Annotated in this window: 7 protein-coding genes; 3 read left to right on the forward strand and 4 right to left on the reverse strand. The window is 39.8% G+C overall.

The window, feature by feature from the left end:
* The first annotated feature begins 10 nt into the window (after positions 1-10).
* Both G6Q06_RS08580 and G6Q06_RS04700 read left to right on the forward strand, forming a co-directional pair.
* Positions 11-415 carry a hypothetical protein gene (locus tag G6Q06_RS08580; protein ID WP_240329237.1) on the forward strand — a complete coding sequence of 135 codons (405 nt, stop codon included), beginning with the start codon at positions 11-13 and terminating at the stop codon, positions 413-415.
* Positions 405-3,416, forward strand: coding sequence for a hypothetical protein (locus tag G6Q06_RS04700; protein ID WP_163565867.1), 3,012 nt, complete (start codon positions 405-407; stop codon positions 3,414-3,416). Before G6Q06_RS08580 ends, G6Q06_RS04700 begins: the two co-directional genes overlap by 11 nt.
* Before the next feature lie 154 nt (positions 3,417-3,570).
* Here G6Q06_RS04700 and flgG read toward each other — a convergent pair whose 3' ends face one another.
* The 4 genes from flgG to G6Q06_RS04720 form a co-directional block, all read right to left on the reverse strand.
* Positions 3,571-4,359: a flagellar basal-body rod protein FlgG gene (gene flgG, locus G6Q06_RS04705; protein ID WP_163533321.1), complete on the reverse strand. Its 789-nt coding sequence runs from the start codon at positions 4,357-4,359 to the stop codon at positions 3,571-3,573.
* A 55-nt stretch (positions 4,360-4,414) separates the two neighbouring features.
* On the reverse strand, positions 4,415-6,937 hold the full coding sequence (locus G6Q06_RS04710) for a TonB-dependent receptor family protein (RefSeq protein ID WP_163565868.1): 2,523 nt from the start codon (positions 6,935-6,937) through the stop codon (positions 4,415-4,417).
* 150 nt (positions 6,938-7,087) lie between these two features.
* Entirely contained in the window at positions 7,088-8,803 is a 1,716-nt protein-coding gene (locus G6Q06_RS04715; RefSeq protein WP_163565869.1) for a hypothetical protein, read from the reverse strand.
* A gap of 9 nt (positions 8,804-8,812) precedes the next feature.
* A complete protein-coding gene (locus G6Q06_RS04720) occupies positions 8,813-11,437 on the reverse strand; it encodes a phosphoenolpyruvate carboxylase (protein ID WP_163565870.1) in 2,625 nt (874 codons plus the stop codon).
* Between the two features lie 96 nt (positions 11,438-11,533).
* Between G6Q06_RS04720 and ilvC the strand changes: the two genes are divergently transcribed.
* The gene (ilvC, locus tag G6Q06_RS04725) at positions 11,534-12,514 is read left to right on the forward strand and encodes a ketol-acid reductoisomerase (RefSeq protein WP_163565902.1); all 981 of its coding nucleotides are present in this window, start codon (positions 11,534-11,536) and stop codon (positions 12,512-12,514) included.
* Positions 12,515-12,516 lie beyond the last annotated feature (2 nt).

The following is a 12,516-nucleotide window of genomic DNA, read 5'->3' on the forward strand; positions in this document are numbered from 1 at the left end:
TGGTGGGGATTTGGAGCACTATAAAGAGCTTACAAACCAGATCAACGAAGCGTTAAGCAAAACCGGGCGAGCAATTGGGCATCGGGTGTGGCAGGGTATAGAATTTTACATGCGTTCCCATCCCCTAGTTTTGTACTATCAAAACGAGGATAGTAAACGCAATTTGGCTTTAAGATTTGCCTTTGAAGAACAAGTAGTGCAAAAGATTGTGCCTAAATTGCGTGGATTAGAAATGGAGGACACCGGAGAAACCACTTTGAGCGCTATTAAGGTTTTATTAGAACAAGAAGGACTAGGTTTAAGAGCAGATTTTGAAAACGCTACCAAGAATGATTATCGCCAATTTATTTGGAATAGCGCAGACTACCTAAGTAATAAAGAATGGGAAACTTTACTGCCTAAAAATGTTAATTGAAGCATTGTATTTACCAGAAAACATAGAGTGTTTAAAAATCCTTAGTTGGTTACGCCAAAATAGTGGGTTTAACTTGAGTACGGGTAAATTAAAAACCCCCGATCTCTTTAGCTTTTTAGAAAATTTATTAGACTTTTCTTATGAGCAAGCCATCTGTAAGGATAATTTTTATTATCTTTTGTGTTATGTCAAAAATCCCCTAGAGATTTTACTCACTAACCCCCACACCAACACCAAACGTACCCACATTAAAAAACCTATCTCTTTGGCAAAAGAATTTGATGTGCGCTGTGCGCTGTGGCTTGCCAAACAACCCGGCTACACCATAAAAGACAGGTTGAAAGATAATAAAATCCTAGCGGTGCAAAGATACCAAGAGGTGGACACTACAGAAAACAAGCTTTTGAAACGCTTTGTCAAACAGGTTTTGCGCACCGCCTCGTTGCGTCAAGACTTAAAAGAGTTTGCCCCTCTCTTTGCTAAAATGCGCCATTGGCTAGGAAGTCAAGAGGCAAGCCAAATTCAAGAAGACCGGCACATTACACCTAATAATATTCTCTTACACCACCCCTACTACAGCAAAATTTTTAAGGCACACCAACAACTCAACCGCCCACTAGAACTTCCAAAGCTCTCTTTAAAGAATCTTTTAAACCTAGAAATGCTGATGATCTTGCATTTTTGGAGTGATGTTAAAATCTTACCCTGCGCCTTAGATGTAGAAAACTTTAATCCAGCTAATTGTCTTTTAGATTGGAGCTTGCCCACTGCTAACCTCGATTCTTTTGAGAATATTAGAAAAACAGCGCTACAGACTTTAAAAGAACTTAGTATTTTGGACGGCAAAAGAACTGTTTTCCATCCAAGACGACCCAAAAAATCTATTTGCATAGACCTTTTTCAAGACAGCCCACCTGCACTCTTAGACGGTGTGTTTAAAACCTTGCCCCTACTCACTAAACAAAATCTCAATGGCATATGGATCAACGCCAACAATGCTAGGATTTTGAATTTAAGCGGGTGTTTTACCTTGCCTAGAGCTCTAAAGGATTGTAAAGCTCAGAGCCTAGAGGCCTTCAAGGTATTTTTACAGGATTTTAAAGAACGCTTTAAATTTACTAGCTTAAATTATTTGATCCCAGATCATGTAGATCTCCTAGATTTTAGACCCCTAAAAGCAGCTATTGCTGCACATTTTTATGCCTCTAGGAGTTTGCCTAAAAGCGTGGTTAGTGCTTTTAAATATTTAGAAATATCCCAACCGGGCGATACCCTTTTTGTGATTATTAAAGAATCCTCAGACTTTTGGGTTACACCCTTGCTAGTAGAGACTACCCCTGAGGGCTTAAAAAGATTTGTGCGCTACCCTACGCTAGATATTGGCAATCAAACAGACAAAGAGGTATTAGAAGCATTAAAAAAGTCTTACAGCAAATACACCAAAATTTTTAAAAATAAGATTTTACGCATCCACCCTCCAGAACCTAAAGAACTTTTAGAAAATATGCAAGCCGTACTTACACTAATAAAGGCAGGCAAATCCCTCTATAGAGATCACTTGCCTAATCTCTCTATTGAGTTTTTTGATGGGAAGTATTTTAAAAACTTCACACTAGTAGATGAGTCTAGCGAATTAGAAGGAAGTCTTATTGACATTAAAGAATCCTTCATGTTAGAGCCAGACACAGACACATATATTTTTAACTTAAATATCGCTGACAAAGCAAGTCCCTACCAACTCCGCCTAAGAACTCAACCTCAAGATCAAGACATTAAATGCAAAGTGGAGCTAGAATACCGCTATGAAGATGAAACTCCCTATCATATCCGCTTTATCTCTATAAAAAATCCTAACCTTAGCATCACCGCCAATATTCAAGAAAAATGTTTTAACAAAGAGGTGTATCCCAAGTTTCCTCAAACGCAACAACTAAAAGAGTGGTTGGTTAAAAATGCCACCAATTTTCTTAAAAATTATGTGTTAGTACATGTGCCACAAAAGAGGGGGGTAAATAGGACAGGCGATTACTACATAGACTTAGAATGCCCCTCACATAATCCCCCTGTGGTCCGCTTTTGGTATGGTTTTACACAAGATGGACAAATAAAATATTTTCCTAAATGTAATGCAGAAATGTTAGAGCCAAACACCTATCTAATGGCTCAGGTCAAAATCACAAAAAACAATAAAGCCATAGTCGCAGATCACACCACCAAAGAGGGACAACGCATCCACCATATAGAAACTTTGGAAAATTACTTTAAAAAATTAGGAGATAGTTTCTCATCTATTTTTAAAAACAAACGCCCCTTAGATCAGATTCCTAAAGAATTACAAGAACTAATCTATGCACTCTTAGATAAACCTCAGCCAAATGTACCCATAAAAGAATGGATAAAATGCGTTGCTCCACTAGGGCATTTACTAAGCTCTGAACAACAAGCTTCACTCACCCCCTACTTTAAAAAATTTTTTGAATTGAAATTTTTAGGCTACTATCTAGCCAGCACGCAATCACAAGAGATTTTAGAACATACATTGAGTTTACAACCACACTTGCAAACATTTGTGATACAAATAGCCCTATGGCATGTGGAGGATTTTTACAAGCTCTTAAAACAAGAAACTTGTCAAAAGCTTTTAAAGGGTACTTTAAAAAACATGGAGCAGAACTTTAAGAAACTAAAGAGTAGAGATGATAAAAGCCTAAATCATTTAGGCAATTCTTTAATTGCTCTTTTAGGTCTTTTACGCACTGTAAGATTGAATGGTTACAATTTACTCATGCCCCAAGATAAATTGACAGGAGATTTTGTCAATCTCGTTGATGACATTGCCCACTATTGTCTAGATAAAGGACTAGAAATTAAGTGCGACTACAAATTAGATTTAAGTAATTTGGGGATTAATCTTCCATCACAAGAAAGTATAAAAATTTGCTACATCGCGCATTTATTTTTAAACAACGATGAAAAGATTGCCAAACTCAGTATTGGTTAAAAAAGACCTTATGTGCTCCCAAACCGCCAAATCTCTATGGCTGAAAACTGCATCAAAAATTCCAAAAAGGCATATTAAAAAAAACCAATCACTAACATTGCATCAAATCATATCCGCAGGATGGCGGTTACTTTAGATTAAGTAAATCTTGTCCTTACCGTTTTAAACTATTAACCGTTTGGAGCATGTTATCTGCGGTTTGGATAGTCTTTGAGTTGGCTTCATAAGCCCTTTGGGCTGTGATTAGATCGGTCATCTCCTCTACTAGGCGCACATTGCTTAATTCTAAAAAACCCTGCCGCAACTGCCCATAACCATCGCTATTAGGATTACCCACGATAGCCGGGCCGCTAGCTGAAGTTACTGCTAAAAGATTATCCCCTAGAGCATGTAAACCTGCTGGGTTAATAAAATTAGCTAAAGTGATCTGGCCTATCACATTAGAAGTACTCGCATTGCCCTGTGTAACGCTAACCGTGCCATCTACCCCAATACTAATTTGGGTGGTATCTTGGGGGAAGGTGATTTGTGGGATGAGTAAATACCCCTCTGTTGTAACCATATTACCTTGATCATCGATCTTAAAATTACCCGCGCGGGTATAAGCAGTAGAGCCATCAGGCATTTGGATCTGAAAAAAGCCCTTGCCAGTAATAGCAATATCTAAGTTGTTTTCTGTCTCTTTAGGGCTACCCTGAGAAAACATTTTAGTTACGCTAGCCGTGCGCACCCCTAAGCCTACTTCAATGCCATTTGGCGATCTAGTCGTATCAGAAGTAGAGGTACCAGCATATTGCAAAGCTTGGTAAAACAGATCGTTAAAATCTGCTCGTTGCCGTTTAAAACCCACCGTGTTAACATTGGCAATATTATTAGAGGTGGTGTCAATATGAGTCTGCTGGCCTAACATTCCGGTTGTCGCACTGTAAAGAGATCGCAACATCGCTAACCTTTTAATGAAAATGCGAGTATTATACCCTATCTCTTTAAATTTGCCTCTAGAATTGATAACTCAAATACGCCGTAACCGAACGCCCCGGGGCAGATTGTAACCCCGCTGGACTAGAGCCAATACCGGTAAAGAAATATTTCATGTTAAAAATATTGTTTACCTGTAAACTCCCCATAATTTTATGTCTCCCGCTCTCCCAAAATATCTGGCTTATTTCAATATTCCACACCCAATACCAAGGCAAGAGCCCTTCATGTTGGGTCATACAAAACTCCGCGCATTGATAGCCACTACCTAGCACACTTTCAAAATTATTCCCTCCGCTATAATACTGCGTCCCATAATAACCCCCTGCTGCACTATTACTAATCCCACTATAAGCACGGCTATAAAAATAGCTAGAGAGCCCAAAGGTGGTTTTAGCATAGGTGTAGCGCGCATCAAAAATAAACTGGTAGGGGCTTACAAAGGGAAAATGCTTATTATAACTTGTGCCGGGTAAAACATCGCCGTTTAGATCTGTTAAAGGGCTATGGCTTGTAACACGGGTATCAATGTAGTTAAAGGCCGCATGGAGTTGGAGTCCCTTAACCGGTCTATAATACATCTCTAACTCAACGCCTTGAGAATAACCATCCACCGGGCGCACATTGCCCTTCATCGGGCCACTGGTATAAACAGAATACTGGCCTGTTGCAAAATCGCGTGCCCAAATACGGAAGTAATCGGCATTAAAGCTAAAGCTTTCTTTGTAGGTATAGCGCGCACCGGCCTCTACCTCATCAAAGTGTTGGGTAAAATACTCCGCCCCACCATAACTTAAAACATCTAATTGGGGGGGGACATAACTGCGCTGGAAGTTAAAGTAAGTTAGCACAGTGTGATCGCCTTGCACAGGAATAAAGCCAATATTAGTTGAGGGCATCCAGTTATTCATGTGCTTGATCTTTTTTAAATCATTCTCAGGGATAGAAACCCAGTTAGAAGCGTTTTCATTATTATATTGCACCAAAGCATAGCGCAAACCGGGCACTACAAAAAAGCGCCCATTGCTCGTTTCAATGCGATCGCTTAAATAAATCGCCGTGTAGTTGTTGTGCCAATCATTCCAATTTCTATAAAGGCCATGTTTAATATGGGGTTGCCAACCACTCATCACATTAGCCCCCGCACACAAAAAATCTTTGCCCTCACCGCTAGTTTGTGTGGCGCATTCATTGGTATTCATGTATTGGCGTTGTAGAAAGGTTGTTGTCATGAAGCGCAAACCCATAATAAATGTTTGTTTAATCTTGCCGCTTTTAACTACCAAATTAACTTTAGGTTCAAAGGCATTATTAATAGATCGCACGGGGTTTTCTACCTCTGCCCAGCCATTATAATTAGTCGCATAATAGGGCATGGCTAAGTTATAACCAGCAAGACCTTGAGCCGCACAACTTGCCGCACTAAAACACTCAACCATATTAGCGCTGTTATAACTAGAGCTTACTTGGAAATCCCTTGTCATGAATTGCCCGTAATAGGTAAAGCTAAAAGTTCCGCCTATTTTGTCTAGATCGCCAAAGTGGTTTTCATACACAATCCCAAAGCGCTGGGATCGCCCACCTTTGGCGTTAAAGGGGCGTTGATTCATAAAACGATTTTGTTGGTAGTTTTGCGAACTTAGGCTTCCGGGCTGGGCGATATTAAACTTATAATATTGGTAGTAGGCTTTAATCCCATTCTTTTCATTAATATCATAGACCCCATCAAGCCAGTAGTTTTGGATATTAGTTGGGCTATTATCTCTAAAGCCCTGCCCATTAACCCAGTTAGCCTGTGCTTGTACACCAAAATGTTTATTAATCATCCCCCCACTTCTTACATAGGTGTTATAAAGCATATTATTACTTAAAGATTTAAGAAAGGAGGAATCACCTGTGTTTGAAGGCGGGCTAGCAAAACCGGCGTTTTTAGCCTTAGCCCAATAGGTAACTCTCTCTGCTACTTGGCTTTCCCAGTGCTTAGGAATGGGTTTAGTGATGATATTAACAATCCCCCCATAAGTATTAGGCCCATACTGCACACTTCCCCCGCCTTTAATCACATCAATGCGATCTACGGCTTGGAAAGTAACCGGGAAAATATCTAATTCAATGTGAGAATAGGGAGCCATGTAAACTGGGATACCATTAACTAACATCAATGTTGCATCGCTATGCCCTGAACCGCCCGCACCAAAGCCTCTAATTTGAATGGAGGGCATCGCACCTACACCTGTTGTGTTTCTAACCTGCATTCCCGGGACATTTTGCAAGACTTCTTCAATGCTTTGATTAGCCGTTTGTGTGAGTTGTTTATTAGAGATCACCGTGCGGCTACCGGTATACTTTTTAACTTCCTCATCTTGCCAACTTTTAGGGGCTGTAATTCCGCTATAACCTAAATTAACATGGCCGGAGTAATCCGTGTTATCTTTTTGACCCGATGTAGAGACTTTACCTAAAGTGTAGGTTTTATCCTTAGCCACTAGAGTTGCTTGAGTAATCAAACTAGCCACCAAAGCCCAGTATAATTTTTTATGCAACTAAAACTCCTTGTTCTGAAAATTTTAAGAGCGAAAATAACCTAAAACTTGGAGCAACGGATTTAGTAATAAAAGTTTATTTTTTTTAATAATTACACGGATTGTATCACAACTAACTTAAGATTTTCTAAAAATCTGTATTGGGTTGGTTTATGGTTTATTTTGATCTAGTAGATAATCCCCACTTTTTACACACACAATTTTGGTATTGTGGATACTGGGCAGTACTTTCTTATTGCGACTAAGTTCTTCAATTGCATACTGGCTACATGTACCTTGATTAGGGCGCACTACTTTTTCTTTCCAAGCTAAGTATTCTGGTGCGTTAGCCGTGTTACTATCTAAATACTTTCCCTCATACACCTCTACAAATTCCATAAATTGCGGGCTTAGGTGTAGATCGTCTTTATTAATAATTGTGCTGCGTTCTGCTTTATTCTCATCTAAGATTTGTTTATATTCTGTGGAGGTATCACTCCCTACTTGAGGCGGGCGTTTATAAGTTTTAGTGGTTCTAATAGTGATTGTGGAGTAGGTACTCGTCCATTCTTGCACACTATTAGGCTCAATATATAAACATTGGCGGGTTCTAGCACGGTAGCATAATTTTTCTGAGTAATTGGCTTTGCTGAGTGTGAAGGTGTGCGTGGTTTTAACGGGGGCAAATTCTTGAATCTGATCGGGTAATTGTGTGTAGGCTAAAATGATCTTACCGCTTTTGCCATAGGTGCTATCAAAATTACAAGGGCTAATGTCTAAATACTGCCCGCTAGCTCTATCTAAACGACGCATCAAAGTAGGGCGGATGGCTTGTAATTTATCATCCTCATAAGTCCAATAACCGCAAGCCACTTCTTGGGTATCATCGTTAATAAAATCTAAATCTATTGGGGTATTTTGCGTTTCTAATTGAGCGGATTGTTTGGTATTGGTTGTTTGTGTGGGGGTTTGGTTTTGAACAATGGGCATGGGAAGTAGATTATCATCAGGAGAAACATAACTTGATTGGTCAGGATCAGGGGGATTAGAGGTTGTTAGATCTTGGCTATTAGCAGAATTAGATGTGTAGGGTTGTGAGTCTTGTGGGATAGAGGCGGTGGAGGTATTATTATGACTTTGATTAGAAGAAGTCCTAGTAGAAGAGCTAGAAGTTTTAGAAGTTTTACTGGTGCGTTTAGTTGTACTTCTACTTGTTGTACGCGGAGTAGTACCGGTGCGAGCAGAGCGCGCACGCGTGCTAGTTCTAGAAGTTTTTGAGACACTAGAAGTTCTTGTGCGTCTGCTTGTAGGTGTACTTGTTTTAGTGCTTAAAGTAGATAGAGTACTAGGTTTAGAAAAACGCGCATTAGATTCTGTGAGGGTGCTTTGAGTTTGCGGGTTCTGTTGGTTGCGTGTTATTTTTGTAGGGTTTGCGCTAAATCTTGTTACCGGGTGGGTAGATGGGATAAAACGGGAGGTTTTAGGCTTAGGGTGTGAGTCATTTAAATCACCCATACCCAAAATATTTGATATTTTCTGTGTGCCTAGTTCTTTAAAATAAATATGTGTACCCTTGCTGATTTTAGAGGGTAAAATGCTCCCTAGTTGTTCAGAGGCTTGTACTTGTAAAAGGGGATAAATCTGAGATTTAGCATGTTTTTTAAGGGGCAATTTTTTAAGCTGGGTGGCTTTTAAAGTAAGGATATTGCTTGTAATGTTATAAGTCCCCTCCACGATTAAATGTTTTTGGGGGTTATTTTTATAAAGAACCAGTCCGCTAAAATGCCCTGATTTTTGCTTTCTTAGAAAAATATCTGTGGTGGTTTCAATAGCTAAGGCCTGTAACCAAGAAGCCACCGCTGCATACACTAAAAAAATCCAAACCATTTAACACTCCTAACCGGTATTGCGTAGCCCTTGGGCAATGCCAATTAAAGTACTTTCTATTGCTAGCTTTAATTTAGCCTGTTTTAAGCTATCTGCCTGATCAAAGACTTTAATAAGCTCAATTTGTAAGCAGTTTAGAGCGTTGATATAAGGTTTTCTAAATAAAATACCTTGTTGTATCAGCGGGTCTTTTTCTAAAAGTTTTGTTTCTGAGCGCACCGCTAATACTAAACGCAAGGTTATTTGATACTCCCTTTTAATGCATTCCCAAATCTGAGTCGCATTTTGAGTATGGAGGGCAAAGCAGTGGTATTGTTTAGCAATGTCTAGATCAACCTTTAAAAGCACTTGAGCGATGTTATCTAACACGACCTTAAAAAAACCCCCCTCTTGGTAATGATCGCGTAAGTGTTCTAAGGGCACACTTTGCAAAGCACTCCCCACCCCATACCAAGCGGGTAAAATACTGCGGTTTTGAGTCCAAGCAAAGACCCAAGGAATAGCCCGTAAATCCTCAATACAACTACTTTCCTTGCGTTTAGCCGGGCGAGAGCCAAGATTGAGTTCTTGGATAAAGGCAATGGGAGTAGCATATTTGAAATAGTCTAAAAAACCGGGCATGGTGTATAGTTGGCGGTAGGTTTGATAAGAGAGAGTAGAGAGAGTTTGCATGGTTTGTGTGGCTAGACTTTTAGGTGGGGAAATGCCATGTGTATCGTAGATAGATTTTTTCAACAAAGCGCCCATGATATTGGAAAGATTTTTGTGTGCGCTAGTGGCATTAAGATACCTAGAACTAATCACTTCACCCTGTTCGGTGGTTTTTAAGGTATCTTGCACACTATAAAGAGGCGCGCTTAAAAGAGCGTCTTCTAAACTCCCACCCCCACGGCTCACACTCCCCCCGCGTCCATGGAATAAAATAAACTGAATGCCTAATTCTTTCCCTAAAGCCATGAGCTCACTAATAGCGATGTAAAGATTGTAATTACTGGCAAATATCCCCCCATCTTTACTTGAGTCTGAATAGCCAATCATGATTTCTTGTTTATTGTCCATGCTTTTTAGATAGGCTTTATAGTGGCAATTGGCGTACAAGGTTTGTAAAATTCGTGGGGCATGGTTGAGATCATTAATGGTTTCAAAAAGGGGCGTGATGTAGATTTGGTGGGGATGGTTTAATCTAGCCTGTTTAGCCAGCCATAACACACAAAGCAAATCGCTAGCCTGAGTAGTCATAGAGACAATAATAGAGGCAAAGGTGGCATTAGCAATTTTAATCTTTGCCCATATGATTGTTAAAAAAGCTTCTAAGAGGCGTTTACACTCCTCACTCACTTTAGGCAGTAGCGTAGAAAGAGCTAAAGGTTCTAAACTAAGGGCATGATCTAAAATTTCTAATTTTTGATCTTCTTCTAGGTTATGAAAACCAGAGCACAAACCAAGCAGGCTAAAAACCTCACTCAGAGCATAAAGAAAAACTTCTCTATGTTCTCTAAAATCTAGGCGCAATAAATGAAACCCGCCTAAAAGTACCAAGTGCTTAAAGTGCAATAACGAGCGCTGTAAACTTGGTTTGAGATTTTTAAGTAATAGCGTAATGTCTGCGAGTAATTCTTGAGCATCTTGGTAAGCAAAATCTATAGGCAGAGGGGAATTTAGAGCAATGAGGCGGTTTTTTAGCTTTAACTCCATTAAAACTAACTTGGCTCTAAAGGGCTCTTTAATGTGTAATCTAGCACTTGTCAAGTCCAGTTTAGAATAATGTGCCTCTAAATCTGCCTTTAAATCCTCTGAAATGGGGCAAAGATCAGCAGAAATAGAAAGCTCACGGCGCAACTTTTTAATCTGTTTTAAATACAAAGAGAGAATCAAATCATGTTGGATTAAGATCACTTGGCGTACTAGATCATTACTTACCGTTGGATTGCCATCGCGATCGCCTCCTATCCAGCTACCCAACTGAATTAGGGCATGTTCTATGGGTTGATCTAACTTTTCTTGGATTTCTTGAAACAACTCTAAACAACTAGGCAAAAGTGAGTTTTCTAAAATATAAAGTAAGTTATCCAACTCAAAAAGTACTTCTAGTTTTTCTTGGCGCACAAGGTGGCTATTCCATAAAAGACGCAAGCGATAAGCTAGGCGCTCTTTAGCATGTTTGGTTGCATGGGGGCTACAAGGGTTATCAAAAAGTGTAGAGAGGTCTTGATACATTTCATAAATAGCCTCCAGAAAAGTACGGCGCATGGATTGGGTTGGGTGGGCGGTAAAGACAGGATAAAAGGTAATTTGGCTAAACTTTTCTTGTAAAGTTTTTTCTGTAAATCCTTCCTGTTTAAGAGAGCTATAGGCCTGTGTAATGCCTAATAAAGAGGGTTGTTTATTCTGGTAGCGCTCCTCAATGATATTAGCCAAAATATTGTAAAGAGAAAAGGCCTTGATCACATCTAAAATTTGTTCGGAGGCAATACTAGCCTGTAGTTGTGTGATCAGCATTTCTTGAGGAGCAGAGCTACTAAATAACTCTTTAAGTGCCAAAAAATGATTGATACTAGCCGGGCTAAATTCTTGTAAAATCTCTAGCAACAAGTCTTGGAGAAAGTTTAGCTCTAGTTGGGTGTTTTGGTGCACAACTCCTCCTATAAAACAAAGCTTAAGTTGTTTTTTCCTACAATACGGGGCTATTATAGTGCAAAAAGGTAACCCGTGTCCACTCCTTTTAAAACTTTGCCTATTTACACCAATCAAGATACCGGTGCACTTTTATCTAAAAAGGTTGCTATTTTAGGCTATGGATCACATGGCCGTGCCCATGCCCTTAATCTTAAAGATAGTAGAGTGGATGTAAAAATTGGGCTATACCCTTCAAGTCCTAGCATTACACGCGCTAAAGACGATGGGTTTGAAGTGTTAAGCGTTAGTGCATGCGCACAAGAGTGCGGCATATTAGTTTTACTTTTACCTGATGAAATCCATGGAGATATTTATGACCAAGAAATTGCGCCCCATATTAAGCCCGGACAAACTTTAATCTTTGCCCATGGGTTTAGTATCTGTTTTAAACAAATTAAAGCACCTGTTGGGGTGGGGGTGGTGTTAGTTTCGCCTAAAGGCACGGGTAAGGCGGTGCGTGAGGCTTACAAACAAGGTAGCGGGGTTTTTGCTCTCATGGCTATAGAACAAGAAAATAGCGCGCAAAATGCTAAAGAGATTGCTTTGGGCTATGCTTGTGCTCTTGGGTGTGGCCGTGTGGGGATTTTAGAAACTACCTTTAAAGATGAAACCCATGGCGATCTTTTTGGCGAACAGGCGGTACTATGCGGCGGGCTAGTGGTTTTATTAGAAAAAGCATTTGAAACCTTAGTAGAAGCGGGTTATCCAATGGAGATTGCTTATTTTGAGTGTATCCATGAAATTAAGGTGATTGCAGATTTGATTTATGCTAAGGGTGTGGCTAGCATGCAAGAGCATATTTCTAATACGGCTGAATATGGCGGGCTTCTTAGTGGGGATAAAATTGTAGGCGCTGGTATCAAGGCGCGCATGCAAGAGGTGTTAGAGAGTATTCAAAATGGCGCGTTTACACGGCAATTTTTAGAGGAAAAAAAACAGGGTTATCCGCGAATAAAAGCCCATAAAAAAGCTTTTAAAACCCACCCTATAGAGCAAATCGGGGCGCATTTGCGCGGGTATTTATTTAAGAATTAAGG

Source organism: Helicobacter suis (assembly GCF_902196135.1).
GTDB lineage: Bacteria > Campylobacterota > Campylobacteria > Campylobacterales > Helicobacteraceae > Helicobacter > Helicobacter suis_A.